Below are 26,837 nucleotides of genomic sequence, written 5' to 3'. Positions count from 1 at the left end.
CGCTGTAAGAGCGGAACCAATACCAGCCATAACCGAAGAAACGGATATGTACTCCCGCCTAAGGATCCAACACCCCCCCGCTGTACCCCTCAGACAACCGCGTCCCGGTAAACTTGGCCACCACCGAACCCTGTGAAACCAGCCGCTCCCGATGCCCCGTCACCATCCGCCCGGTTTGCGCCGCATGCAGCACAACCTCAGAAGCCGGATCCCCAGGCCGCCGAATAATCCGCGCAAACCGCTCACCCTCTTCCACCTGTTCACCCAAACCTTTCTCAAACACCAACACCCCGGCACACGGTGCCAGGATGGTCTCCATGCAGCCCATGTCCACCACCTGCCCCCGCCATTGAGCAATCACCGGCGCCTCATCAATCACCCCGCTGGCGCAGAGCCAAGCCCAGATCCCATCACCATCCTGCCCGGCCAGGGCATCACTCACATCCGCCTGCCCACGCAATTCAATCGTCGCCGCCAACCGCGGCTGCCCATGATCAATGATGGTCTCCTCAAACGACCCATCACCACCCTCGTCCCAGACAATCACCACATCCACCTGCAACGCCGCCGCAAGCGCCCGGCCCGCGGGCCAAAAGCTGCGGTGGATGTAGAGATATGGCAGGGCTTCATCATCGGTGTGCAGGTCCAGCACCAGGTCAGCATCGGCGGCCAGTTGCACCAGGCTTTTCTGCCATTGCGCCAGGTTGCTGGCCGGCCGCTCCATGGCCAATGAATGATCAAACGCCCGGTTGAAATTCTGCCCGGTGGCTTCGTGAAACCGCCCCAACAACCGCCCCTGGCGAAACTGGCCAATGCCAAACGGGTTGGCCTGGGGCACCACCGTCACCGTGCCCTTGAGCCGCCCCTGATCCTGGCAGGCCTGCAAACGCGGCAGCAGTTGATGCAACACCAGCATTCCGGCGATTTCATCGGCATGCACACCGGCCTGCAGGTGCACCCGAGGCCCGCTGCCGTCACCCTCGAAGCGCCAGGCGCCAATGTGCAGGGTGTTCCCGGAATCCCCGGGGACTTGCCACGAAAGGTCTTTTGCCATGCCGTTGCCCTCCTCTTGTTGGTTCTGCAGGTATATATTGAACACACGTTCAACCATGTATCTTCACCGAGGGTGTGCCTGTGGCCGAAGACCGTCGCGACCTGTTGATTGCCGCCACCCTCACCAGCCTCGCCCGTGACGGGCATGCCGGCATTTCCGTGCGGCGCATCGCCGCTGAAGCCGGGGTTTCGGTGGGGTTGCTCAATCACCATTTCGGCAGCATCGATGCACTGATCGCCGAGACCTACCACAAACTCGCCAGCGAACTGACCACCGCCCTGTGGCAGGAAGTCGACCAGGCCGTGGGCCCTGCCGCGCGGCTCGATGCATTCCTCGCCGGTTCGTTTTCCTCGCGGGTCATGGACCCGAAACTGTTGGGCGTCTGGGTGGTGTTCTGGAGCCTGATCCGCCACTCGAACCACGTGAATGACTCCCATGAAAAAAGCTACCGCGCCTACCTCGACCTGATCCGCCAGTTGCTCGACGACCTGGCCGAGAGCGAAGGCTTCGTGATCCACGACACGCGCCTGGCCGCCATCGGCTTATCGGCGATGCTCGACGGACTCTGGCTCGAGTGGTGCCTCAACCCCGGCACCTTCAGCCCCGCCAACGGGCTGCACATCTGCCGTTGCTGGATACAGGGGCTGCGTCACGGAGCATTCGGCGCCGACCACATCCTGTGACACCGGGTGCCGGGCGCTGAGCATGGCCAGGGTGCCGCTGATGGCGATCAGCACGGCGCCGAAAATCAGCGACACGTCCATCACCGTGCCCCAGACCAGGCTCGAGAGCAGGAACGCCCAGATCAACCCGGTGTACTCGAACGGCGCCAGCAGCGGCGCCGTGGCCCGGCGGAAGCTCGCAAACAGCAGGAACTGGCCAATCCCGCCCACCAGCCCCGCGCCGAGCATCCCCAGCCATGCCGGGGTCGGCGATGGCGTGTGGGTCCAGGGCAGCGTCAGCGCCATGCAGATCACAAACACCACATTGGTGATCAGCATCTGCTCCAGCACCGAGGTGTTGTCGTCCACCTGGCGCAACTGGATATAGGTAAACGCCCAGCACAGTGCTGCCGCCAATGTCAGGGCGATTGGCAATGGGTCGAGCATGTTGCTGGGGCGACAGGCGATCACCACGCCGACAAAGCCGATGATCAGCGAAATCCACTGGCCGCGACTGGCGCGCTCCTTGAGGATCAATGCCGCGAGCAACGTGACCATGATCGGTGCGGAAAAATACAGCGTGGTCATTTCCGCCAGGGTCAGGTCCTTGGCGGCGGTGTAGTACAGCAGCCAGGCCAGCAGCGACAGCAGGCCGCGAATGATCAACAGCTTGCGGCTGACCGAGTGCCAGGCACGCTTGAGCAAACCCATTCGCCCGGCGATCACGCACGCGGCGACCACCACCAGGCTGCGCCAGAACAGGATGGTGAACACTGAGTAGTCGGCCACCAGCCATTTGATCCCGGCGTCCTGCAGCGCCAGGAACGCATAGGCCAGCGAGCACAGGGCAATCCCTTGCAACGAGCGATCGGTTTTCATCCGGCAGACCTGCGCAACGGTGTGCCGCGTCGCTCGGCAATCGCGTACAGGGCTTCAATCAAAAAGGTCAGGCACAGGTAGACCCCGGCCACGAGCAGCAGCGGCTGGTAGATCTGCAAGGTCTGGGCGCGTACCACGTTGGCGGCGCCAAGCAGGTCGACTACCGCAATGGTCGAGGCCAGCGCCGTGGACTTGAGCAGCATCACCGTCTCCCCCGCCAGGGTCGGCAGCAGCAGGCGCATGGCCCGTGGCAGGCGCACCCGCAACAGTGCCTGGCGTGGCGTCATGCCGAACGCCGAGGCGGCTTCCATTTCACCCTTGGGCACGGCCAGCAGCCCGCCGCGAATCACTTCACCGACGTACGCGCCCACCGACAACACCAGGGCGAACACGATGTACCAGTAACCGTCCCGCAGGAACGGCCAGAGGAAACTCCCGCGAATCATCGGGAACTGGGCAAACAGGCTGCCCAGGCCGTAATAGAAGATGTAGATCTGGATCAGCAACGGCGTGCCCCGCAGCACACTGGTGTAGCCCAGTGCGCAACGGGCCAGCCACTTGCGCCGGGACAGCCGCGCCAGCGCTACCAGCACCGCCAGGGCGAAGCCGAGCACTGCCGAGATCACCAGCAGCGACAGCGTCGTCTGCAAGCCCTTGGCGATCAGTCCTGCGTAATAACTTATCCACTCAGGCATGTGCGGCTCACTCGACAACCGGCATCCAGCGACGAATACGTCGCTCCAGGCGCCCGGACAGGTAGTTGGAGGCCAGTGTCACCAGGTAATACAAGGCGGCGGCCGTGAGGTAGAACAACAGGTAATGCCGGGTCGAGCCCGCCGCCTGTTTGGCGGTATACAGCAGTTCGTTGGTGCCCACTACGCTGATCAGCGCGCTGTCCTTGATCAGATTGATCCACAGGTTGGACATCCCCGCCAGGGCGTATGGTGCCATGATCGGCAGGGTCACCCGACGGAACAGGCCAAAGCCGCTCAAGCCAAACGCCCGCGCCGCTTCGATCTGGCCATGGGGAATCGCGAGGATCGCCGCGCGGAAAATCTCCGAGGCGTACGCGCCTTGCACCAGCCCCAGTACCAGGACCGCTACCAGCGGGCCGCTGATGTTGAACTGCGCAAACCCCAACCACAGCATCAATGCGTTGAGGCCCATCGAGCCTGCGTAATACAGCAGCAGGATCAGCAGCAACTCGGGCACCGCGCGAAACACCGTGGTGTAGCCGCGCATCAGCATGGCTATCGGGCGCGGTGCACTGAGCTTGGCGCAGGCCACCACCAGGCCGATCAGCAGCCCCACCGCAAACGAGCCGGCGGAGATCTGCAGGGTCATCCATAACCCCTTGAGCAATGCGTTGCCCCAACCTTGTTCGCTGAAGCTGAGTAGATCGAACATCGCGGCTCCCTATTTCGATGACACGCGGTGACCCTGTGACGAGGGAGCTTGCTGTGGCGAGGGAGCTTGCTGTGGCGAGGGAGCTTGCTCCCGCTGGACTGCGTAGCAGGCCCATTTTTTGGGGGCGCTTCGCACCCCAGCGGGAGCAAGCTCCCTCGCCACAGCAAGCTCCCTCACCACAAAAACGCCCTCTCTAAAGGATTAGTTTGTGTAGGGGCTGTCGCAGACTTTGCTCACATAGGCAGGCGTATCGGCGCGTTTGCACGGGCTCACCGATACCCCAAACACGCTCTGGGACAGGTCGGCGTAGTCCTTGCTCACCAGCAACTCACCGATGGCCTTGTCGAGCCGGGCCTTGAGTTCGGTGTCTTCCTTGCGCAGGCCAGCCCCCACGCCGCGGCCGATGATCGGGTCGTAAGGCACTTCGGCGATTTCGGCCAGGCCCTGGGCCTCAGGGGTCTTGACCATCATGGCGATGGCGACGCCGTCGGCCATCATCAGGTCGGTGCGCCCGGCAATCAGGTCGGCGTTGGCCGATTCCTGGGTGTCGTAGTACTTCAGGTCAGCAATATTCTCGTAGTACTTCTTCAGGTAGTTGGCGCTGACCGTGGAGATCTGCACGCCGATGATCTTGCCCTTCAGCCCTGCCGGCGAGACTTCGACCGTGGTGCCCTTGGGGCCGGCAATGCCCAGCAGAGAATCGTAGTAGGCGCGGCTGAAGGCGATCTGTTTTTCACGCTCTTCGGTGACCGACATCGAGGAGAAAATCACGTCGATTTTCTTCGCCAGCAGCGACGGAATAATCCCGTCCCAGGCCACTTCCTTGATCTGGCACTCAGCCTTCATCAAGCCGCAGAGCTTATGGATCAGGTCGACTTCAAAGCCCGTCCACTCACCATTGCCGCCCTTTACCGTGAACGGTGGGTAGGGTTCTGCCGCCACCGCGAACACAATGGGTTTCTCCGCCGCCAACGCAGTACCTGCCGCCAGCATCAACACAGCACTGCTCAACCACTTTGCCAATCGTTTGGATTTCATGATCTTGCCCCGTCTTTTTTTGGAGTTAGCGAGTTTGATGCGCGTTGACGAACTGCCGGCAACGTTCACTGCGTGGGTCGATAAACACCGAGTCCGGCGAGCCGGTTTCCTCGATCAGGCCTTGATGCAAAAACGCGACTTTGGATGACACATCCCGGGCGAACGCCATTTCATGGGTCACCAGGATCATGGTGCGGCCTTCTTCGGCCAGGGAGCGAATCACCCGCAGGACTTCGCCCACCAGCTCCGGGTCGAGGGCCGAGGTGGGTTCGTCGAACAGCATGACTTTGGGGCGCATGGCCAGGGCTCGGGCGATGGCCACCCGCTGCTGCTGGCCGCCGGAGAGGAACGCCGGGTATTCATTGCGCTTGGCGGCCAGGCCAACCCGGTCGAGCAAGGCTTCGGCGCGCTCGATGGCTTCGGCCCGGCTTTCGCGCAGCACCTGGGTCGGCGCTTCGATCAGGTTCTCCAGCACAGTGCGATGGGGCCACAAGTTGAAGTTCTGGAACACCATGCCGAGTGTCGAGCGAATCCGCACCAGTTGCCTGGCGTCGGCCACCAGCGGTGCACCGGGCCGGCCGTAGTTGAGCTTGATGCTTTCACCGTCGACGTGGATGCTGCCCTGGTCCGGCACTTCGAGCATGTTGATGCAGCGCAGCAAGGTACTTTTGCCCGAGCCGCTGGCGCCGATCAGCGAGATCACCTCGCCTTCGTGGGCGGTCAGGGAGATACCCTTGAGCACCTCGATATTGCCAAAGCGTTTATGCAGATCGAGCACCTCGATCATCTTCTTCGCAGCCACCGGCTGTACGCTGATGATTTTCGCCGCAGGCTCGATTCGCGGTTCTCCGCCGAGCTTGGCGACGAAGCGGCTGATACGTTCACAGGCTTCGGCCAGTCGCGCTTCACCCAGGGTAAACGACAGCCGCACAAAACCCTGGGCCGGCTCGCCGAAGGCCGCGGCATCCAGCACGGAAACCCCTGCTTCGCGGAACAACCGCCAGGCGAAATCCAGGGAGCCGAGGCCGGTGTCCCGCACATCCACCAACACGAACATGCCTGCCTGCGGGGCCCGCACGTGAATGCCCGGGCAACCGCCGAGGCCTGCTACCACCAGGTCGCGGCGACGGCGGTAGGTTTCGCGCATGCCCTGGGTGACTTCATCGTGGGCCAGCACGGCGGCGGTCGCGGCCTCCATCACGAACCCCGGCAAGCCGTAGAGCATGCTCAATACCAGGGTTTCCGCGTGGGCCACCATCGCAGGCGCGGCGACGATCCAGCCGATGCGCCAGCCGGTCATGGCATGGGACTTGGACAGGCTGCCGATCACGATGCAGCGATCGGCCATGCCCGGCAACGCGGCCAGGCTATGGTATTCGCCATCGAACACCAGGCTTTCGTAGACCTCGTCCACCACTACCCACAGTTCATGCTCGATCGCCAGGTCGGCGATCACCTGCAATTCCTGAGGGTTGAGGACAACGCCGGTGGGATTGTTGGGGTTGGAGAAGAAGATCGCCCGGGTGCGAGGCGTAATGGCGGCAGCCAGCAGTGCCGGGTCGAGGCGAAAGCCCGAGTCGGCGGAACACGGCACCCGCACCAGCGTTGCGCCGCTGGCCTTGAGGGTCGCTTCGTAGGTGACGTACATCGGGTCGAGCACGATCACTTCATCACCGGCCTGCAACAGGCACAGCGAGGTGACGAACAAGGCGTTCTGCGCACCGGCCACGGTGATGACGTTTTCAGCGTCGAGCGGGCGAGCCAGGGACTGGCTGTAGCGTGCGGCGATGGCATCGCGCAGTGCCGGGCGGCCGGGGATTTCGGTGTAGTGGGTGTCGCCCTGGCGCAGGGCCTCGACGGCGGCGTCGGTGATGAACGAGGGTGTGGCGAAATCCGGATCGCCCACACTCAGGATGATGATGTCTTCGCCTTTGCTGCTGGCCTGGAAGGCGGCGTGGTGGATGTCCCAGGCGGCTACGCCCTGCCCTGCAATTCGCTCGACAAAAGGTGAAAACCGCATGCCAGTGCCTCTCGTTCAATCAGAAAAAGCGCAAGCCCGCCTGTTACCAGGCAGGGGGTGCAGCCAACATAATTGAAACTGAACACTCGTTCAACGGCAAACTTCACCGGATGTCGTTAACAGCTAAAACAGGTCGTTGTGGTGGTTTGTCCATCAGGTTGCACTGGCGGTCCTGCAGTTCTTCGGCGGAGGCCAGGTTCCATTCCTTGAGCGTCAACCGCGTGGTCAACAGTACGAAGTTGCCGTTCGCCGCCGGTGCCAACAGCAAGCTGTAACTGGCCATGGCGTCGCCCTGGGCCTGCACGTAGTCATTCAGGATGGCCAATGGGTCGCGCAGGTCGAATTCCACCGCCGACAACGTACGGGCACTGTAGGTATGCCCCTGCAGTTTTACCGGCAGGGTTTGCCAGTGCTCGTCGAGGGTTGCCGCGCGTTCGTTGAGGGTGTTGAAAATGTCGGGGCGCAGGCAGGCGATATGAATGTGCAACTGGTTTTGCGTGCGGCCATACCGCGAGTTGATCGCCAGGGATACATAACGGTCGGCAATCGGCGTTTGCAGGCCGGCCGAGAGTACATCGTGGTGTTTCCACGCCTGGGCAAAGTAATGCGGCAACAAGTCCCGGGCCAGCGCGACGTCTTCGATTCCGGTGACTTTATCGGTGGGGATCAGTAAGTCCTGGTACGGGCCGTTGAGGTCCTTGAGCAGCGCGAACCCCTTGTCCGGATCAACCTCGAGGCAGGGGCGCGGATTCTGGTGCTGGTGCTGGTCGGGCACGCATTGACGGCTGACGATCTGCCACAGCACATCGGGATTGCCACGCCATTTCCAGGCGGCTGCCACCGCCACCACACACAGCAAACCACCCATGATCTTGAACAAGGGACCGCGCTTCATGCCAAAAACCTCAACGCCAAAGGAATGTCTTGTATTGTTTTGCAAGCTGCAAGACATCCCTGTCGCAAAGGTTAACGCTGGGCCGGGGCCATGAACTCCGGCCCTACCGGGTCTTTTATCGTGCTGGCCAGAATACGGTCGATATGTTGCAGGTCGTCGGCCGTGAGCTGCCAGCCGAACGCATCTTCAACGCCTTTGAGCTGCTCCGGCCGGCGGGCGCCCCACAGTGCAACCGTGGGGCCCTGGTCCAGCACCCAGCGCAACGCCAGGGCCAGCACAGACTTGCCGTGGCATTCGCGAGCGTACACGTCCAATGCCGCGACCGCCGCCAGGTACTGCTCAAAGCGTGGCGCCTTGAATTTCGGGTCGAGCTTGCGCACGTCATCCCCGGTAAAACCCGTGGCCGCGTGCATGCTGCCGCTCAACAAACCCCGGCACAGCGAACCGTAAGCCAAAACCACCAGTGAATTTTGCTTGGCGTACGGCAGGATATCGCTGTCGATCGCCCGCTCAAACAGGTTGTAGGGCGGCTGCACGGTGTCCAGGTGCGTGTACTGGCGGAAATCGTCCATTTGCGCAGGCGAATAATTGCTCACCCCCACGGCAAGGATCTTGCCTTCACGGCGCAGTTTTTCCAGCTCGCCGGCGGTTTCCTCCTGAGCTACCAACGGGTCGGGCCAGTGAATCTGGTAGAGGTCGATGTAGTCGGTTTCGAGGCGCAGCAGTGAGTCTTCGATTTCCTTGCGGATACGTCGGGCCGTGGCATTGCGGCGCACCGTGCCGTCGTCCCATTGCAACCCGGCCTTGGTGGCGATCACCGCCGTGTGGCGTACGCCGCGCAGGGCCCGGCCGATCAGTTCTTCCGACAGCCCAAGGCCGTAGACCGGCGCACTGTCGATAAAGTTGATGCCGCTGGCCAGCGCATGGCGAATGGTCTTGACCGAGACCTCATTATCGGCGCCGCCCCACATCGAGCCACCCATGGACCAGGTGCCCAGGGCAATCCGCGAGACGGCCTTGTCGATGCCCGGGATCTTGATGGTTTCGATACTCATGAAAAAGCCTCCGCCAGAAACAATCAGTAAAAAAACGATTACTCTAGATCATCCGTGGTTGAATCGGGCTCAACGCCGCGTGCAACCCAAACCCCATAAAAGGTGCTTGATATGGCTGCGTTCAATCGCTCCGAGTTGGCCGACCTGAATGTCTTCATGGCGATCATCCGTCGCCGCAGTTTCCGGCATGCCGCCAATGAACTTGGCGTCACCACCTCGGCCCTGAGCCACACCATGCGCAACCTGGAAACGCGCCTGGGGGTCAAATTGCTGTATCGCACCAGCCGCGCCGTAGAGCCTACCGATGCCGGCGTGGTACTGGCGGAAAAACTCAGTGCCGGCTTTGCGACGATCCAGGACGGCCTCGACACCCTCGAACTGTACCGCGAGGCGCCGATTGGCCGCCTGCGCCTGAACGTACCCCGGGATGCCGCGGTGCTGCTGATTTCGCCGGTGCTCGGCGAGTTCACCCGCACCTACCCGCAACTGCGCCTGGACGTGATGATCGAGGACCGCATGCTCGACATCGTCGCAGAGGGCTACGACGCAGGAATCCGCTATGGCGCCACGGTGCCCCAGGACATGGTGGCCGTGCCGCTGACCGGCGAGCTGCGCTGGATCATGGTCGCCTCCCCGGCCTACCTCGCACAGGCAGGGACACCTGCAGTGCCCAGGGACTTGCTCACGCACTCCTGTGTACGCATGTACCTGGGCGACAAGACCACCTACAAATGGGAACTGGGCAATGGCGCACGCCAACAGCGGCTCGATGTGCCCGGCCACTTCAGCGCGGCCGACACCCAGACCATCGTTGATGCGGCCCTGCAAGGCGTGGGTATCGCCTACTGCCTGGAGAATCGCGTGCTGGCGGAACTGGCCGACGGGCGCCTGTTGGAAGTGCTGCCCGACTGGGCCTGCATCGGCGCGCCGCTGTGCATGTACTACCCCAGCCGGCGTCAGTCGCAGCCGGGATTGCGCCAGTTGATCGACATGATTCGGCTGAGGACCGCGGCGCGCCCTTAGCATGGGCGCGTAAAACGCCGTATCAATCTGCATGCCAGTGGGATGGAATCGCTGAGGGGGCATCGGGTACGAAGAGTTACACCCGCTGGTGCGAAGCGCTGCTTGGGTGTACTCGATAAATTACCGGATCCCCTCCTATGACAATTGCTCCTACTCAGGCTACGGCTTCTTTCATTCCTTTGAACGCACCTGACAAGCCGCTTCCCCCGGCGCGGCTCCAGGCCACAGCGCCGGAAAATGCCGCGCCAGGCTCCCCCGGGACCAGGATCCCCAGCCCGCGTGCCGATGCCGACGGTGAACTGGCAGGCCAGGTAGCCAGCGCGCTGCGTCAGGTCAAGGGCGACGGCCATGATGACGCGATCATGGTCGAGAACATTCCGCCGAACTCAACGTTCGGGCAGTGGTGGTCGCAGTTGGGGCGTGCCATGGAGTCTCCGCAAGTCCGTGACTGGATGAGGGAAAACGGGATAAACCCCAATTCAGTGATGATTGACCCCAATACCGGGAAGATCACCTACCAGCGCAGGCCCTCCGCCGCCGCGCAACCCAACGGCCCCGATGACAAAGGCTGGGCGCAGGTGGGCGCACAGGTCAGGGACGCCGCACGCGTTATCGGCGACGGTAACCCGATCCCCTTCAAACCGCCGCTCTCCCAAAACAGCAACAGTGCCCCCCTGTGGTTGGTGAGCCAATTCTACAAAGAGCAAGAACATATCCTGCCGGATCATGCCCACGAGCGTGCAGATGAGTTGGCGCGCGACAAGGCTTTTACCGGCGTGAGCGGCCCGCGTTTTGCGGACCTGCACGAAACCCGTGGTGAGGATGAGGTTGAGCGCCAGAAAGCCCTGGTGGGCAATACCCAGACGCTGAACACCGTGGGGCGTGAACTCAATTACCTGCTTGAGCGGATTCGATCGGGCAGCATTGGGAGCGGTGACGTTCTCGACTACCTGCAAAAGAATAAAGTCGAGCTTCACCCCGACAGCGCTTACCGCCAGGTCGGGAGCACCGACTCAGGGAGCACCATTAGCCTCAAGGAATTCCTTGAGATCAATGGCTGGGACGTGCCAACCACGCCCGAGGAGGTGGAGAACCTGACGAATTATCTGCTCAGGCCTGAACTCCAGGCGCCGCTCCATGGCAATTATGGCGGTGCGCTGGAATGGCAGCCCCCGCTTGCGCCCGAGGCGGCGAATCAGCTGCGGTCCGACCTGCGCCGCGGCAAGATCGGCGACGTTGATTTGAACGGCGCCAGGAACGTAGTGGAATACCTCATGCAGGGCAAGTCGTTCACGCCTTCCGAGCTGGCTGACCCGCAGCGGGTGCTCGACTCGCTGATCCGCTCCCCCAAGGGCAAGGCGTTGGGCGAGGCCCTCCAGGCAAAATTTGACGCGCAGTCCATCAAAGGCAGTGCCACTGATTGGCTGTTGGCAGCCATGAGTGTGGACAAAGACAACTCGTTCCGCGCGACAGACCCCAGGTCCAGGCATCACATCGCCGGTTTTGCCGTGACCGGGAACAGTACCTGGGGCAAACCCGCCTCCGGTATCGTCAGCCGGTTGGCCGAACATCTTGTCAGCACCGGCAAGGCATCGTCACCCGAGGCAGCGGCGCTACAAGCGCATCTGCTGCTCTCCACCCGCGCTCCGGAGTTCCTGGTTAAAGACATCCCGGACCAGGTCACCCCGGGTTCCCATAGTTGGGTCAGTTTTGTCACCGCGGTAGAACGCATCGAAGCGCAGTCTCCGGGTTCAACCGCAGGGATGTCCTATGGGCAGGTCATGCTCCACGCTGAGGTCGCGCCGGTCTCCGCCCAGGAGCGTTATGTCGAATATGCCGCCCAGCAAGAGGCGCTCAAGGATTGGGGAAGCGCGAACGGTATGCCGTATCCGGTGACCGAAGGCCAAATGAATGATGTACGCGATGCATTCGATGCGCAGATCACCGAACTGAGCGCGGCCAGTCAAACACAGAGCATGCCGATGCCATTACGCAAGGAAATGGCCCTGGAGCAATTGCGCAAAGCCCTGCCGGGCATGGATACGGCAACCCTGGAAGACAAGAGCATCACGTTGGAACCCGCCCATAGCGATTTCCCGGGGCCTTATTCGATCCTCGACTTGTATATGAAGGACGCGCTTCACCATCGACCTGGCGTCGAAGAACCACCGGCCGTAGGGGTACTTGGAATTGGGCCCCCGCCCCCCGCTGACAATCATTGGGTGACCTCATCCAGTACGTTGAACCTCAGCGAGGTGCTGGAAAAAACCAAAGACCTGCCAAGTATGCCGAACGTGTTCCAGGACGCGTTCGGGGAATACGCCGACGGCATCGAAAAAAGCGTCGCGACCCAGGTCAAGTGGATGGTTTCGCGGCTCCCTGAAGAAGACCGTAAAAACCTGGAATACGGCGAAATCACAGTGGTCAGGGAAGTCGACGTCGATAAGGACAACTTTGGCAAGGAAACCCGCAAGCGGGTGCCCGACGACAATTGCCTGCTGGTGAAAACCAGGCGCAACAACCAGGTGCACATCTACGAAATCAATCTCAGGACCGCAAAGATTACCGAGCGTACGGACCTGGGTGACTTCACGGCAGGCAAACAGCCTTCCAATCACACCCATTACCATAAAGACCTGGAAGAAGTCATACCTTCGGGCGAGTACGCACCCGGGTTGACGGATGAAAAAATCCAGGCCGCCAACCCCAAGAGCTTTGGCAGTGCCCGAACGTCTTATATTGCCGATGCCATGGTGAAGGATGTTGATATTCGGTCATTCAAAAAAGAGGCCGAGGGGCTCACCACGCTTGATACCGAGGTTCCCTTTTACAAGAAAGTCAATGAATTCCTCCTCAACCTGATCCCCTTGAGGTCGGCAATCGTCAACTTTCAAAACGGCAACATCGGCGAAGGTGTCGGCGACCTGGCCCTGGATATATTTGGGTTTACCGTGGGCCTCGGTGCGGCAGCCAGGGGGGCCAAGGCCGTGGCCGCCGGAGCATCGGCTTTCAGCAAGTTCGCCCAGGGCGCGAAGATTGTCGGGCGCGCGGCGCTGGGGAGTTTCAATCCGTTGAGCGGAGCTGATGATCTGGCCCGGAGTGCATTGAAGCTGGGGCGCACCACGCTTGCCGCTGGACGTAACGGCGTCAATCATCTGCGTGGCGCCTTGCGCAGTGTCGACCTGACGTCACTGGCGAAAAAGCCCGGCATTGCCGAAGGCACTTACAAGGCGGCCAATGCGACCGAAGAAGCCAAGGTGTTTGCGAAGTTTGATGACGCCACCGGTAATTGGCACGCCTTGAATGTGAAAACCAGAAAGCCCTTTGGCGAGCCGCTGGAAAATTTCAAAGCTGACGCCGTGCCGGTAGAAGCGCTTCGCGACAAACTGGAGAAGCTCCATGCCAAAACGGGATACACCGGGACAATCTGCTACGAAAAAACCATGTTCGTCGGGATGGCAGACAATGCACTCCCGTTGAAAACTCGCGAGGCCGTGCTGGGCAGTGTGGTAAGGAGCGGGGATTCCAATTACACGCAACGCTACAAGGATCTGATGGGTATTACTGCCGAGAATACCAGCGCCGTATTCAGGCCCGCGGACATTACCGAATCAGGCGTTATCAATTTCATGAGCAATAGAGCAGACGGCAATATCGTACACACCGCCTATATTCAAAAGAGCAGTGATGGAAAACTCTATATCTACAACACCAACCAAGCCGGCCTGGACAAAGCCATGTTCGATGCCACTGGCACTCTTGATCAATCGGTCGGTGCAACGGTATTCAGTCTTGATAATGACGGGCTGCAAAAGTTTCTCGACTCGGGGTTCACCTTCTCCTTCACCCCAAACAGCACCCTCAATGCCAACGTAACACGCCTGGCGACCTGACAAACCGCGCATTGCCCGAGCAGGCAATGCGCGTTTTTTGAACCTCTCTCTCCCGGCAAACCTCAAACGTTCACACAGACCATGCCCGGGACTATTCAATGACCTTCATCCTATGGATGGCCGTACTGGGCGCGGTGTTGCTCACCCTCGCCCTCACCTCCTCCTACCTGCGCTGGATGCCGGTCACCACCTCGGCGGTGTGCCTGTTGCTCGGCGTGGGTATCGGCCCGCTGGGCATGGACCTGCTGCATCTGGACATCAAGGCCTCGGCCAGTTGGATGGAACACCTGACGGAAGTCGCGGTGCTGTTTTCGCTGTTCGTCAGCGGGCTGAAACTGCGCCTGCCCCTCAAGCACCGAACCTGGCGCATTGCGTTTGGCATGGCCGGGCCGGTGATGCTCTTGACCATCCTCGGGACGTGCCTGGTGCTGCATTGGCTGCTGGGGTTGTCGTGGGGGGTTTCACTGCTGGTGGGGGCGATCCTTGCGCCCACCGACCCGGTGCTCGCGGGCCTGGTGCAGGTCAATAACGCGCAGGATTATGACGCGCTGCGCTTCGGTCTTTCCGGTGAGGCAGGCTTGAACGACGGCACGGCCTTCCCGTTCGTGATCTTTGCGCTGATTTTCATGCAGCACGGCGGGTTCGACGGTGACTGGCTGGGCGGCTGGGTGCTGAAAAACCTGCTCTGGGCCGTACCTGCCGGGTTGCTCGTGGGCTACTGGATGGGGCGTGGCATCGGTCGCGTCACCCTGAAGATGCGTATCACCAATGCCGACAGCACCCTGTCACCGAATGACTACCTGACGCTGGCCTTGATCGCCCTCGCCTATGTGGTGGCCGAAGCCATCGGCGGCTACGGCTTCCTGTCGGTATTTGCCGCCGGCCTCGGGCTGCGCCAGGCCGAGTTCAAGTCCACAGGCAACTCACAAACCCCGGCGGAACATCTGGCACAGCCGGTGGTTGGCCACATGGAAGTTGAGCCGGAGCATGCGTTGCATGGCGATGTCGGGCAACTGCAGGACACGCAGATCGCCGCCGGGGTGATGATGGGCGACATGCTCGCCTTTGGTGGGCTGGTGGAGCGTTCGATGGAAGTGTTCCTGGTGACCCTGCTGGGCGTGGTGCTGGTCAGCCATTGGGACTGGCGGGCCCTGGCGGTGGGGGCGGTGCTGTTTTGTGTGATTCGCCCCCTCAGCGTGCTGTCGATACCCTGGGGCAGCTTGCTGAATCGCCATCAGCGCGGGCTGGTGGGCTGGTTCGGGATTCGCGGGATCGGCAGCATCTACTACCTGTTCTATGCCATCAACCACGGGCTGGTGGGCACCAGCAGCGCGGTCGCGGTGAACCTGACGCTGTCAGTCATTGCCCTGAGCATCGTCGTTCATGGTCTCAGCACGCAGCCGATGCTGGCGTGGTATGAACGACGTGCCCAGGCACAACAATGACGTCTACTCCTGGTTTTCAGTGTTGCCGACGTCAGCGGCATCATCCAGGTCGTTAAGCGGTACTTCGGCATCATCCATCAATGAACCCGGGTCTTCATTGCCCGGGTCATTGAGTTCATCGTCTTCGTCTATTTCAACTGACATCACCGTCTCCTCTAACCGCCTTGGGTATCGATATCGGCATCGGTTTCAGGCTTGGGCTCGCGCTCGGGCTTGAAGTCTGGACTGTAGTCGTTTTCCTTGGCCTTGGGGTCGCTGGCAGGCTTGGGGTCTTTTGGCGCGTCGGCCGCGGTGCCGGGGGCCGGTTCGCCGCGGTCGATGGCGGGATCGTTACGATTGCTGGTTTGCGGGTCGTTGTCTGTGCTCATGGCTCACCTCTGTTGGAAAACGCAGACTGCGTAAAGGTAAGGTCCCGTGCGGGTCGGTGAAGTTCCAATTGCTTATGAGCCGGGATTGTCCACCTGGATGTAAAACGCGTAGGCCCCCAGCATCACCCAGAACACCATGAACAGCCAGGGCGCGCGCATCGAGAACAACAGCGACTTGCGATAGCCCTTGTGGGACGACTCCATCTCACTGAACAGTGGCGACTCATCGTAGGCCAGGCCCATCACCGGCTCGCTGCGCAGCAGTTCGCTCTGCTTGTAATGCCAGTGGTCGATGATTTCGTAGGCCGCCCGAATCCCCGGCCAGGCGTTGAGGGAACTGAGAATGCCCAGGGTCGCCAGGAACACGGGCACCACCAGGGTGAACAGCTTGCCCCATTCGGGGTTCAGGTTGCCCATGCCGGACACGAAGGCGATCACCAGGAATGACTGGGCCGTGAGGTAGGCGTCGGTGCGGTTGGCCAGGATGCTGGTTTCGTACTGGATTTCACGCCGGTAAAAGTCGAGACGGTCCTTGGGCGAACCGAAAATCTTAGCGTTGTGTTCGCTGTGGTCGGTCAGGCTCGATTCCGGGGTGTCGGGTGAGATGATTCTGGGCACATCCGTGCTCCGTGCTGGCATTTGAAGCAGTTTAGAAGAACCGGGCTGGTGCAAAGTTCAAGTAATCAGTGCACCGTTTTGAGGCGATAGGGCCGCATCGGTGGCGCGGGAGCTTGGGCCCGCTGGACCGGGACAGCGCTCCAGTGCGCAGCGGTCTGATTCCTTTTTTGGGGCCGCTGCGCAGCCCAGCGGGAGCAAGCTCCCTCGCCACAAGGTGGATGGCACAGGCATTGCTTTAGTCCTTTATCTGCCCGGATACAGGAGCAATCGTTACCCCCCGACCCAGAGCCCACCCCAAAAGAAAGTAAGGACCAGGCCTGCTGGCACCATCAGCCACGGGCTCATAAAAAAATGCGTTTTCTAAAGCGGCAGTGCCAAAGCGCAGTTAGTCCCGGCACTGACAAGGTAATTGGAATGGCTCGATCTTTCTTTGATGAAATGAATGACGCACAAGGCGTTTGCCGTGCGCATTATCAGGAATTCTCCCGCTGGCTGGCCAACACGCCGCCAGAACTGCTGGCCCAGCGCCGCCGTGAAGCCGACCTGCTGTTTCACCGCGCCGGGATCACCTTCACCCTGTATGGCGACGAGCAAGACACCGAGCGCCTGATCCCCTTCGATATCATCCCCCGCAGCATCCCCGCCAGTGAGTGGAGTGTCATCGAGCGTGGCTGTATCCAGCGGGTGAATGCGCTGAACATGTTCCTTGCCGACATCTACCACGACCAACGCGTCATCAAGGCCGGGATCATTCCCGCCGATCAGGTGCTGGGCAACGAGGGATACCAGAAGGCCATGGTCGGCCTGGACCTGCACCGCGATATCTACTCGCACATCTCCGGGGTCGACCTGGTGCGCGATGGCGACGGCACCTACTACGTGCTCGAAGACAACCTGCGTACCCCCAGCGGCGTGAGCTACATGCTCGAAGACCGCAAGATGATGATGCGCCTGTTCCCCGAGGTGTTCGCCAAGCAACGCATCGCCCCGGTGGACCACTATCCCAACCTGCTGCTCAAGACCCTGAAAAGCTCCAGCCGCCTGGACAACCCGAATGTGGTGGTGCTGACGCCGGGCCGGTTTAACAGCGCGTTCTTCGAGCATGCATTCCTGGCCCGGGAAATGGGCGTGGAGTTGGTGGAAGGCGCCGACCTGTTCGTGCACGACCTCAAGGTGTTCATGCGTACCACCGACGGCCCCAAGGCCGTGGATGTGATCTACCGCCGCATCGACGATGCCTTCCTCGACCCGCAGGCTTTCAACCCCGATTCGATGCTCGGTGTGCCCGGCCTGGTCGCGGCGTACTGCGCGGGCAACGTAGTGCTGGCGAATGCGATCGGCACCGGCGTGGCGGACGACAAGTCGATCTACCCGTACGTGCCGGAAATGATCCGGTTCTACCTGGATGAAGAGCCGGTCCTGCAAAACGTGCCGACGTTCCAGTGCCGCAAGCCGGATGAGCTGTCCCACGTACTGGCGCACCTGCCGGAACTGGTGGTCAAGGAAACCCAGGGTTCCGGCGGCTACGGCATGCTGGTGGGCCCAGCGTCCAGCGCGGCCGAGATCGAGGACTTCCGCCAGCGTATCAAGGCCCGCCCTCACGCCTACATCGCCCAACCGACCTTGAGCCTGTCCACTTGCCCGACATTTGTCGAAAACGGCATCGCGCCGCGGCATATCGACCTGCGACCGTTCGTGCTCTCGGGCAAGGAAACCCGCCTGGTACCCGGTGGCTTGACCCGCGTGGCGCTGCGCGAAGGCTCATTGATCGTCAACTCGTCGCAAGGCGGCGGAACCAAGGACACCTGGGTGGTGGAGGGCTGAGTATGCTGAGTAGAACCGCCGCAGATCTGTATTGGATGTCCCGTTACCTGGAGCGTGCCGAGAACCTGGCGCGCATGCTGGAAGTCAGTTATTCGCTGTCGTTGATGCCCCAGGCCGGGCGCAGTGACGGGCTGGACGAGTTGGCCATGTCGCTGCTCAGCAGCGGCACCCTGGACAGTTACCTTGAGCGCCATCAGCAACTGGACGCCGAGCGCATGCTGCACTTCTTCGCCCTCGACGAGGAAAACCCCGCCAGTATCTACAACTGCCTGCGGGCTGCACGGGGTAATGCCCATGCGGTACGGGGGCGGATCACGGCTGATATGTGGGAAAACCTCAACGCCACCTGGCTGGAGATGCGCAGTATTGCGGCCGGCGGGTTGGCGCGGCATGGCATCAGCCACTTTTGTGACTGGGTGAAGCAGCGCTCGCACCTGTTTCGTGGGGCGACGTCCGGGACGATCATGCGTAACGATGCGTATCGGTTTATTCGGCTGGGGACGTTTGTCGAGCGGGCGGATAACACGTTGCGGTTGCTGGACGCGCGGTATGAAATGTTTGGGGAAGAGTCCGAGGAAGTCAGCGACCTTTCGGCACGCGGGTATTACCAGTGGAGCGCGTTGTTGCGGGCGCTGTCGTCGTTTGAGGCGTATACCGAGCTGTACCCGAATGCGCTGAATGCGCGGTCGGTGTCGGAGTTGTTGCTGTTGCGCAGTGATGTGCCGCGCTCGTTGCATGCGTGTATCGAGGAGTTGAGCCATATCCTGGCGGACCTGCCGGGGAGTTATGGGCGTACGGCCCAGCGTTTGGCGGCGGAGTTTGAGGCGCGGCTGAGGTATACGGGGATTGATGAGATTCTGGAGGATGGGCTGCATAGCCGGTTGACGGATTTTATCGACACCGTGCGGGAGTTGGCGCGGGCGATTCATAGCTCCTACCTTGAAGTCGTCTGATGATCGTGATGATCGTTCCCACGCTGATCGTTCCCACGCTCCGCGTGGGAATGAATCCGGTGACGCTCCGCGTCACGACTTCAAGAGCGGACGCAGAGCGCCCTGGCGGCATTCCCACGCAGAGCGTGGGAACGATCGTCCAGCGTGGGAACGATCGTCGAAAGTGGGAACGATCAAAGGTCTACTGGTTTTTCACCAGTACCGGTTCTGCGCGGTACTGCTCAGGGAACAATTTTTTCAGCTGGGCTACCTTTGGCAGGTCGTTGATCACGATGTAGGGGTACGACGGGTTTTCGGTCAGGAAGTCCTGGTGATAGGACTCCGCCGGGTAGAAGGCTTTGCCCATCTCGATCTTGGTCACGATCGGCTTGTCGAAGGCTTTCGCGGCGTCGAGCTGGGCGATGTAGGCCTGGGCGACTTTTTGCTGTTCGGCGTTCTGGGCAAAGATCGCCGAGCGGTACTGGGTGCCGCTGTCCGGGCCCTGGCGGTTGAGTTCCGTGGGGTTGTGAGCGACCGAGAAGTAGATCTGCAGCAGCTTGCCGTAGCTGACCTTGCTTGGGTCGTAGGTCACGGCGACGGACTCGGCGTGGCCGGTATCGCCGCCGCTGACGCTTTCGTACTGCGCGGTGCTCGCCGCGCCGCCGTCATAGCCGGAGACGGCGTTTTTCACCCCTTGTACATGCTGGAACACACCCTGCACGCCCCAGAAGCAGCCGCCGGCGAAGACCGCGGTTTGCAGGTTGTTCGCGTCTGCCGGCAGGTCCATGGCCGGCGGCGCGATGGCCACGGCGTCGTCGGACGGGCCGAAGGAGAACGCCGAGCTGTGGCCGACAAAGGCGGCGAACGCCAGGGCCGGTAAGTACTTAAGCAGTTTCATCTCAGTCACTCCGAAACATCAGGATAAATGCGGTCAACTGTGGGAGCTGGCTTGCCTGCGATTGAGGTGGTGAATTCAACATCGCTATCGCAGGCAAGCCAGCTCCTACATTGATCGGGTTAACCATGCAAAATTTCGCTATGGGTTAGCCGAAGGTGAAGGCATAGGCCGCCACTTGCGGGTCCAGGAACTCGATGGTGAAGGTCCGGTCCTTGACCGCGCCCGGCTGGCGCACCAGTTGATACAAACGTTGTTCGGTCACGGTGCCGCTGCCATCCGGTGCGACGTCGGTGCCGTGGGCATCCCCCGGCGCCTGGCCGTCGATGCTGACCTTGAAGCGCACCGGCTTGCCGTCGGCGCCCGGGCCCAGCACCAGGTGCAGGTCACGGGCGTGGAAGCGGTAGACGATCTTGCCGTTGGCCGCTGCGAGGGTGGCTTGCTGGCCGCCGACGTTCCATGGGCCTTCCAGGGTCCAGTTATTCAAGGCCAGGTTGCCGGCTGCCGGGTAGTTCACCACCTTGTCGGTGCCCAGGGTGCCGGTGGTCACGAAGTTCTCGGCGCGCTGGAAGCCCAGGTAGGTTTCCGGCGACTGCACTTCGTTCATGTCCGGTGCGGCCTGGATGCCCTTGGCATCGGCTTCGATCAAGCCGCCCGCCACCTTGGTAGCGCCCGCCTCACGCAGCAGTTGCTGGATCACTCGCTCGGACTCGGCGTAGTCACCCTCGCCAAAATGGTGATAGCGGATCTGGCCCTTGGCATCGGCAAAGTAATGCGCCGGCCAGTACTGGTTGTTGAAGGCGCGCCAGATCTTGTAGTTGTTGTCGATGGCCACCGGGTAAGTGATGCCCAGGTCCTTCATGGCCTTGGTGACGTTGTTCACGTCGCGTTCGAAGGCGAATTCCGGAGCGTGCACACCGATCACCACCAGGCCCTGGTCGCGGTATTTCTCGGCCCAGGCCTTGACGTACGGCAAGGTGCGCAGGCAGTTGATGCAGGAGTAGGTCCAGAAATCCACCAGCACCACCTTGCCTTTCAACGCCTCGGCAGTCAGTGGCTCGGAGTTGAGCCATTGCACGGCACCGTCCAGCGGCGGCAACTGGCCTTCCACTGGCAGCGTGTCACTGCGGTTGGCGGCCATCATCGCGCCGCCGGCCATCATCGCCCCGCTCTTCTGTTCAGGCTTGGCGCTGAGTTTCTCCACCAGGCTTTGTTCCAGGCCACCGGTTGACGCCGTCGACAGGCGCGCCAGGATCCCGGTGTCCAGGCCCAGGGCGATGGCCGCCACACCGGCCAACATCAGGGCGCCGAGACCACGACGCAGCCATTCACCAGCGCCCAGCGAACGCTTCATGAAACCGAAGACTTTACCGCCGACCAGCAGCGCCAAGGCCAGGGAGGTGGCAGCCCCTGCCGCGTAGGCCAGCAAGAGCAAGGTAGTGCCGATACTGGCGCCCTGCAGCGCGGCGCCCGTCAGCACCAGCCCGAGGATGGGCCCGGCGCACGGCGCCCACAGCAGCCCGGTGGCCACGCCGATCAGGAACGATGCGCCCGGACGCGGCCGCGAATCGGCCCCGGCGGCTTCCGACAGGCGACTGCCCGCGGCCACCAGCGGCCGGGTCAGGCGCTCGGACAGGCTTGGCAGCAGCAGCGTCAGCCCGAATAGCGCAACAAACAGCAACGCGAGCCAGCGACCGTACTGATTGACTTGCACCACCCAACCGCCGCCCACCGCCGCGAGCGAGGCGACCAGGGCGAAGGTCATCGCCATCCCCAGCAGCAGCGGCAAGCCACTGCGCAAAAACGGCTGCCCGGTGCGAGCGAAGACAAAAGGCAGAACCGGCAGGATGCAGGGACTGACAATCGTCAGCACGCCGCCCAGATATGCGAGAACCAAAAGCCACATGGGGTAGACCCTTATAGGAAGACATTGAATTAAGTCGCGGTGAACGTCATGGCTGCGCCGTTCATGCAGTAGCGCAGGCCGGTGGGTGCCGGGCCGTCATCGAACACGTGGCCCTGATGACCGCCGCAGCGGCGGCAGTGGATTTCCTTGCGTACCACGCCGAAGGAGGTGTCGACGTGGCTGGCCACGGCGTTTTCCAGGGGTTGCCAGAAGCTGGGCCAGCCGGTGTGGCTTTCGAATTTGGTGGCCGAGGCGTACAGGGGCAACGCGCAACCGGCGCAGGCGAAGGTGCCGTTGCGGTGTTCACTGTTAAGGGCGCTGCTGTAGGGGCGTTCGGTGCCCTCCTCCCGCAGGATCGCGTACTGCTCGGCGGTCAACAGGGTGCGCCATTCGGCGTCGGTGTGGCTGACTTCGAAATTTTCGGCGGCTTCGGCTTCGGCGATCAGGGCGGGGCCGGCGTTGATTTTTTGCAGCAGGCCACCGGCGATTACTGCGAGGCCGAGGCCGCCGCCGGCGAGCAGGATCTGTCGACGTGAATACATGAGTTGCTCCTCACACAAGTGCGGATTGCTGGCGAAGCCCCTATGGCTGATAAACAAACTGTGGCGAGGGAGCTTGCTCCCGCTGGAGTGCGCAGCGCTCCCGGCTTTTTTGGGGCCGCTGCGCGACCCAGCGGGAGCAAGCTCCCTCGCCACAATGAGGGGGGCGTACTTTTGCCGTTGCGATGAGTAAGGTTAGGCCCGGGGTGGTCGCGGAATCCTCACGCAGAGTTAAACAATTCGTGATAACTACACTGTTGCAAAAGCCGCACAATGCGCGAATCAAGAAGACAGGTTTTTATCAATGGATCAGCCCAAACGTGTCCTGGTGGTCGAGGACGATGCCCATATTGCCGATTTGATCTGCCTGCACCTGCGGGACGAGCAGTTCGAGGTGGTTCACAGTGCCGATGGTGACGAAGGCCTGCGCCTGCTGGAGCAAGGCGGCTGGGATGCGTTGATCCTGGACCTGATGCTGCCCGGCGTCGACGGCCTGGAGATCTGCCGACGGGCCCGGGCGATGACGCGCTACACGCCGATCATTATCACCAGTGCCCGCTCCAGCGAGTTGCATCGCATCCTCGGCCTGGAGCTGGGAGCGGATGACTACCTGGCCAAGCCTTTCTCCATGCCGGAGCTGGTGGCGCGTGTCAAGGCGCTGCTGCGCCGGGTCGACGCCATGGCGCGCAACTTGAAGATGGACGCCGGCAGCCTCGACCTCGGCCAGTTGTTCATCAACCCGCTGACCCGTGACGCCACCCTGCAAGGCCAGCGGCTGGACCTCACGCCCCGGGAATTCGACCTGCTGTACTTTTTCGCCCGCCAACCGGGCAAGGTATTCTCGCGCATGGACCTGCTCAACGCCGTGTGGGGCTACAGCCACGAAGGTTACGAACACACCGTCAATACCCATATCAACCGCCTGCGGGCCAAGGTCGAGGCCGATCCGGCCAACCCGGCGCGCATCCTCACGGTGTGGGGCCGTGGCTACAAGTTTGCCGAGCAATCGGCATGAGGCTGACCCTTACCCAGCGCCTGTCCCTGGTGTTCGCGCTGTTGCTGCTGATATGCAGCGGCACGTCGGCCTGGCTGCAAGTGCGCTCCAACCACATGCATGAACTGGAAGTGGTGCAAGGCCTGTCCCGCGACCTCGCCGCGCACATCGCCCGGGATACGCAGTTGATGGACGCCGACGGTCTCAAGCCGGACGCGGTGCGCAACCTGTTCAGCCAGTTGATGCTGGTAAACCCGAGTGTCGAGGTGTACCTGCTGGACATTGACGGGCGTGTGGTCGGCAACGCTGCGCCCAGCGGCCACCTGCGCCGCGACCAGGTCAACCTGGAGCCGGTGCGCCGTTTCCTCAGCGGCGCGATGCTGCCGATCCTCGGCGACGACCCGCGCAGCGTCGACGGCCTCAAGGTGTTCAGCGCCGCGCCGCTGCGGGTCAACGGCCAGCAGGCCGGCTACCTGTATGTGGTGCTGCTGGGCGAAGCCCATGATGTGTTCGACGCCCGGGATGCCACCGGCATGGCACTGAACATCGCCCTGTGGTCCATCGCCCTGGTGGCATTGTTGTGCTTGCTCGCGGGTTTGACCGCGTTCGCCTGGATCACCCGGCCCTTGCGGCAACTGACCGAGAAGGTCGGCCAGTTCGACATCAACGGCGCACCGAAAGTCCCGCAGGCCGTGGCGCCCGAGGTTGCCAGCCAGGATGAAATCGCCGTGCTCGACCACGCCTTCGTGCAGATGGAGAACCGCCTGGGTGAACAGTGGCGCGCCATCACCCATCAAGAGCAGGAACGCCGGGAGATGGTCGCGAATATTTCCCATGACCTGCGCACACCGCTGGCCTCCTTGCATGGCTACCTGGAAACCCTGTCCCTGAAAGACGCCAGCCTGACCCCGCAGGAACGCCGGCGTTACCTGGGCATCGCCCTCGACCAGAGCCGCAAGGTCGGCGGGCTGGCCCAGTCGCTGCTGGAACTGGTACGCCTGGAACACGGGTTTGTGCAGCCGGTCATCGAAGGCTTTTCGTTACCCGACCTGGTGCAGGACATTTTCCAGAAGTTCGAACTGACCGCGGAAGCCCGGGCGATCACCCTCACCGCCAGCCTGCCACCGGTGGTGCCAACCGTATTGGCCGACCTGGGGCTGATCGAACGGGTACTCACCAACCTGCTGGATAACGCCCTGCGCCATACCCCGCCCAATGGCGAAGTTGAAGTGACCCTGGCCCCCAAGTCCGGTTTTGTTGAAGTCACGGTGAGCGACAGCGGCCCCGGGATTTCGGCGGATCTGCGCGAAGGTCTGTTCCTGCGCGCCTTCACCATTGGTGGGGCTCGACGCGATGGCGGCCTGGGCTTGCGCATCGTGCACCGGATCCTGCAACTGCACGGTCAGGAAATCCGCCTGATCGATGTGCCAGGACGCGGCGCGACGTTCACGTTCGCCCTAGAAACCCGAGCAGCAGTTCGTTGACCTTGGGCCCCTGCTCGTTCTGAATCCAGTGGCCGCAGTTGGGCAGGACGCTTTGTTGCAGGTTCGGCACGACGTCGGGCATGCGCTTGAGGGTGTGGGCTTCGAACACGCCGACCGGGTCGCGGTCACCGATCAGGAACAGCGTCGGCTGCAGCACCTGCCTGCCGGCGAGGAACTCGGTGAGCTGCCAGTTGCGTTCGAAGTTGCGGTACCAGTTCAACGGGCCGCGAAAGCCGTCATTGGCGAAGGTCTGAACATACACGTCGAGGTCCTGCTGGCTGCACCAGGCCGGGAGCGTACCGGGCAGCGGCACACCTTCCAGCAGCTTCGCGCTGGCGGGTTTCTTCTGCAGGAAAACGTCCTGGTCCTGCATGAACAGCCGTAATGTCCGCTCGATATCGGCATCCAGTTCCTTTTCAGCCACACCCGGGGCCTGGAAGTACAGGATGTAATTGAAGCGATCGGCGTACAGTTCGCGCATGATCTCGATCACCGGCCTGCGGGAGCGTCCGGCGAACGGTACCGACATCGTCACCAGCTGGCTGACGCGCTCTGGCTCGAGCAACGCCAGGTGCCAGGCCACCACGGCGCCCCAGTCATGGCCAATCATGACGACCCGGCGATGCCCGAACAGGTCCATGGCGCCCTGGATATCGGCGCACAGGGTCAGCAGGTCATAGTCGGCCACTTCCGGCGGCGCGCTGGATTGTCCATAGCCGCGCATTTCCGGGACAAACACCCGATAACCCTGGGCCACCAGCGCCGGAATCTGCTCGCGCCAGGAGTGCCAGCACTCGGGAAACCCATGCAGCAACCACACCGGCGGGCCGCTCTCGGGGCCGGCGATGTGCACGTTCAACTCAATGCCGTTGACCTTGACCTTCTGCTGCTGGATTTCGCTCATCACTGGGTTCCTTGTGTGGGGTTCGCTCGCGGTATTCCCGGGGAGAACATGCCATTACGCGCTTGAAAGCATTGCTGAAAGCGCTGTCTGACTGATAACCCAGGGACTGGCCGATCGTGGACACGCTGTTGTCGCTGGCTTTCAAGGCCTGTACCGCCAGGTGCATACGCCAGCGGGTCAGGTATTCCTGCGGTGCCAGCCCTACCCGTTGCTTGAAGTGCAAGGCGAAGGTGGAGCGGGATTGACTCGCCAGGCCGGCCATTTCACTCAATGTCCAGCGCCGGGCGGGTGCTGCGTGAATTTCCCGCAGCACCGGGGCCAGCCTTGGATCCGCCAAGGCTCCCAGCCAGCCGGTGGTATGGGTGCCCATGGAAGATTGATAGAGCCGCAGGATTTGCACCAGCATCATTTGCGCCAAATGCTCGGTCATCAGCGCCGCGCCTTGTAACGGGCTGGCGTATTCCCGGGCCAGGCGATCCAGGCACCAACGCAACACGGCGGCCTGTTCGGAGTTGGCACTCACCCGCAACACCGGCGGCAGGCTATCCAGCAACAGTCGGGCGTCGTCCCCGTAGATAAATCGTCCGCCGATCAAGAACAGATCCACCGTGGCACCCACCGTGGCGATGCCTCCCACCGCATCGGCATACACCTCACGTGCATCGAGTCCTTCAGGGCACAGATTGCTGGACAGCCTCCACGGGCGTGCCTGGGTCAACAGGAAACAATCTCCCTCATACAAGCGTATCGGTACTGCCAGCCCTTCCACTTCCAGCCAGCAACTACCCTCCACCACCGCGTTGAACTTGATGCCATCCGGCGCCGCAAAGTCAATGGCCCAGGTGCCCCCAGCCTTCAGGCCGGCGAAGGTCGAGCGATGGCTTTTTAACAGTGCCAGCACATCGGAAAGGGTATCCATAAAAGCTCCGGACGATCGCGACAGAAACACGGACTCTAGGGCATTCCGCGTCCGGGCTCCAGCGAGAGACTCTAGGCCTCCCA

The 26,837-nt window shown here is 61.9% G+C and carries 23 protein-coding genes and 1 pseudogene; 8 read left to right on the top strand and 16 right to left on the bottom strand.

The window, feature by feature from the left end:
• Positions 1-58: 58 nt before the first annotated feature.
• On the bottom strand, positions 59-1,054 hold the full coding sequence (locus HX814_RS28125) for a succinylglutamate desuccinylase/aspartoacylase family protein (protein WP_177010020.1): 996 nt from the start codon (positions 1,052-1,054) through the stop codon (positions 59-61).
• A 74-nt stretch (positions 1,055-1,128) separates the two neighbouring features.
• Between HX814_RS28125 and HX814_RS31595 the strand changes: the two are divergent.
• Positions 1,129-1,641, top strand: a pseudogene (locus HX814_RS31595) (TetR family transcriptional regulator C-terminal domain-containing protein); the annotation flags it as partial.
• On the opposite strand, the gene HX814_RS28120 reads toward HX814_RS31595, so the two are convergent.
• The 7 genes from HX814_RS28120 to HX814_RS28090 form a co-directional block, all read right to left on the bottom strand.
• Positions 1,597-2,595: a DMT family transporter gene (locus tag HX814_RS28120; RefSeq protein ID WP_177010019.1), complete on the bottom strand. Its 999-nt coding sequence runs from the start codon at positions 2,593-2,595 to the stop codon at positions 1,597-1,599. The pseudogene HX814_RS31595 and the gene HX814_RS28120 sit on opposite strands and share 45 nt — an antisense overlap.
• On the bottom strand, positions 2,592-3,290 hold the full coding sequence (locus HX814_RS28115) for an ABC transporter permease (protein ID WP_003217050.1): 699 nt from the start codon (positions 3,288-3,290) through the stop codon (positions 2,592-2,594). The genes HX814_RS28120 and HX814_RS28115 overlap by 4 nt, the downstream gene beginning before the upstream one ends.
• Before the next feature lie 7 nt (positions 3,291-3,297).
• The gene (locus HX814_RS28110) at positions 3,298-4,002 is read right to left on the bottom strand and encodes an ABC transporter permease (protein ID WP_003217052.1); all 705 of its coding nucleotides are present in this window, start codon (positions 4,000-4,002) and stop codon (positions 3,298-3,300) included.
• Between the two features lie 201 nt (positions 4,003-4,203).
• The gene (locus HX814_RS28105) at positions 4,204-5,040 is read right to left on the bottom strand and encodes a transporter substrate-binding domain-containing protein (RefSeq protein ID WP_087692319.1); all 837 of its coding nucleotides are present in this window, start codon (positions 5,038-5,040) and stop codon (positions 4,204-4,206) included.
• Positions 5,041-5,065: 25 nt separating this feature from the next.
• A complete protein-coding gene (locus tag HX814_RS31630) occupies positions 5,066-7,060 on the bottom strand; it encodes an aminotransferase class I/II-fold pyridoxal phosphate-dependent enzyme (protein ID WP_177010018.1) in 1,995 nt (664 codons plus the stop codon).
• A 103-nt stretch (positions 7,061-7,163) separates the two neighbouring features.
• Positions 7,164-7,955 carry a CDP-diacylglycerol diphosphatase gene (locus HX814_RS28095; RefSeq protein ID WP_177010017.1) on the bottom strand — a complete coding sequence of 264 codons (792 nt, stop codon included), beginning with the start codon at positions 7,953-7,955 and terminating at the stop codon, positions 7,164-7,166.
• Between the two features lie 71 nt (positions 7,956-8,026).
• Positions 8,027-9,010 carry an aldo/keto reductase gene (locus HX814_RS28090; RefSeq protein WP_003217060.1) on the bottom strand — a complete coding sequence of 328 codons (984 nt, stop codon included), beginning with the start codon at positions 9,008-9,010 and terminating at the stop codon, positions 8,027-8,029.
• Between the two features lie 111 nt (positions 9,011-9,121).
• Here HX814_RS28090 and HX814_RS28085 point away from each other — a divergent pair, with 111 nt between their 5' ends.
• The 3 genes from HX814_RS28085 (at position 9,122) to HX814_RS28075 (ending at position 15,371) form a co-directional block, all read left to right on the top strand.
• Positions 9,122-10,033 carry a LysR family transcriptional regulator gene (locus HX814_RS28085; protein ID WP_177010016.1) on the top strand — a complete coding sequence of 304 codons (912 nt, stop codon included), beginning with the start codon at positions 9,122-9,124 and terminating at the stop codon, positions 10,031-10,033.
• Between the two features lie 137 nt (positions 10,034-10,170).
• Positions 10,171-13,926, top strand: coding sequence for a hypothetical protein (locus tag HX814_RS28080; protein WP_256344151.1), 3,756 nt, complete (start codon positions 10,171-10,173; stop codon positions 13,924-13,926).
• Between the two features lie 98 nt (positions 13,927-14,024).
• A complete protein-coding gene (locus tag HX814_RS28075; protein ID WP_177010015.1) occupies positions 14,025-15,371 on the top strand; it encodes a sodium:proton antiporter in 1,347 nt (448 codons plus the stop codon).
• Between the two features lie 3 nt (positions 15,372-15,374).
• Here HX814_RS28075 and HX814_RS28070 read toward each other — a convergent pair whose 3' ends face one another.
• From HX814_RS28070 to HX814_RS28060, 3 genes are all read right to left on the bottom strand, one after another.
• Positions 15,375-15,515 carry a hypothetical protein gene (locus HX814_RS28070; protein ID WP_003217070.1) on the bottom strand — a complete coding sequence of 47 codons (141 nt, stop codon included), beginning with the start codon at positions 15,513-15,515 and terminating at the stop codon, positions 15,375-15,377.
• A gap of 11 nt (positions 15,516-15,526) precedes the next feature.
• Entirely contained in the window at positions 15,527-15,739 is a 213-nt protein-coding gene (locus tag HX814_RS28065) for a hypothetical protein (protein WP_003217072.1), read from the bottom strand.
• Between the two features lie 72 nt (positions 15,740-15,811).
• Positions 15,812-16,357, bottom strand: a complete 546-nt coding sequence (locus HX814_RS28060; protein ID WP_003217074.1) for a hypothetical protein — start codon at positions 16,355-16,357, stop codon at positions 15,812-15,814.
• 414 nt (positions 16,358-16,771) lie between these two features.
• Between HX814_RS28060 and HX814_RS28055 the strand changes: the two genes are divergently transcribed.
• A complete protein-coding gene (locus HX814_RS28055; RefSeq protein WP_177010014.1) occupies positions 16,772-18,181 on the top strand; it encodes a circularly permuted type 2 ATP-grasp protein in 1,410 nt (469 codons plus the stop codon).
• 2 nt (positions 18,182-18,183) lie between these two features.
• Positions 18,184-19,134: an alpha-E domain-containing protein gene (locus tag HX814_RS28050; protein WP_003217078.1), complete on the top strand. Its 951-nt coding sequence runs from the start codon at positions 18,184-18,186 to the stop codon at positions 19,132-19,134.
• Between the two features lie 181 nt (positions 19,135-19,315).
• On the opposite strand, the gene msrA is transcribed toward HX814_RS28050, so the two are convergent.
• The 3 genes from msrA to msrB all read right to left on the bottom strand — a co-directional run bounded on the left by msrA (position 19,316) and on the right by msrB (position 22,456).
• Positions 19,316-20,011, bottom strand: coding sequence for a peptide-methionine (S)-S-oxide reductase MsrA (gene msrA / locus HX814_RS28045; protein ID WP_008433754.1), 696 nt, complete (start codon positions 20,009-20,011; stop codon positions 19,316-19,318).
• A 145-nt stretch (positions 20,012-20,156) separates the two neighbouring features.
• The gene (locus HX814_RS28040; RefSeq protein ID WP_008433757.1) at positions 20,157-21,914 is read right to left on the bottom strand and encodes a cytochrome c biogenesis protein DipZ; all 1,758 of its coding nucleotides are present in this window, start codon (positions 21,912-21,914) and stop codon (positions 20,157-20,159) included.
• Positions 21,915-21,943: 29 nt separating this feature from the next.
• A complete protein-coding gene (gene msrB, locus HX814_RS28035; RefSeq protein ID WP_177010013.1) occupies positions 21,944-22,456 on the bottom strand; it encodes a peptide-methionine (R)-S-oxide reductase MsrB in 513 nt (170 codons plus the stop codon).
• Positions 22,457-22,757: 301 nt separating this feature from the next.
• On the opposite strand from msrB, the gene HX814_RS28030 reads away from it, so the two are divergent.
• On the top strand, positions 22,758-23,468 hold the full coding sequence (locus HX814_RS28030; RefSeq protein ID WP_003217086.1) for a response regulator transcription factor: 711 nt from the start codon (positions 22,758-22,760) through the stop codon (positions 23,466-23,468).
• The gene (locus tag HX814_RS28025; RefSeq protein WP_177010012.1) at positions 23,465-24,931 is read left to right on the top strand and encodes a HAMP domain-containing sensor histidine kinase; all 1,467 of its coding nucleotides are present in this window, start codon (positions 23,465-23,467) and stop codon (positions 24,929-24,931) included. Before HX814_RS28030 ends, HX814_RS28025 begins: the two co-directional genes overlap by 4 nt.
• Here HX814_RS28025 and HX814_RS28020 read toward each other — a convergent pair.
• Both HX814_RS28020 and HX814_RS28015 read right to left on the bottom strand, forming a co-directional pair.
• Complete coding sequence (locus HX814_RS28020) at positions 24,894-25,835, bottom strand: alpha/beta fold hydrolase (RefSeq protein ID WP_177010011.1); 942 nt, start codon at positions 25,833-25,835, stop codon at positions 24,894-24,896. The genes HX814_RS28025 and HX814_RS28020 overlap by 38 nt on opposite strands.
• Entirely contained in the window at positions 25,792-26,754 is a 963-nt protein-coding gene (locus HX814_RS28015; RefSeq protein ID WP_177010010.1) for an AraC family transcriptional regulator, read from the bottom strand. Before HX814_RS28015 ends, HX814_RS28020 begins: the two co-directional genes overlap by 44 nt.
• Between the last annotated feature and the right edge of the window lie 83 nt (positions 26,755-26,837).

It is taken from the genome of Pseudomonas sp. C8002 (assembly GCF_013385765.1).
In the GTDB taxonomy this organism is placed as follows: Bacteria; Pseudomonadota; Gammaproteobacteria; order Pseudomonadales; family Pseudomonadaceae; genus Aquipseudomonas.
The sequence above is the reverse complement of the archived record's forward strand: the minus strand, read 5'-3'. Positions and strand labels throughout refer to the sequence as shown.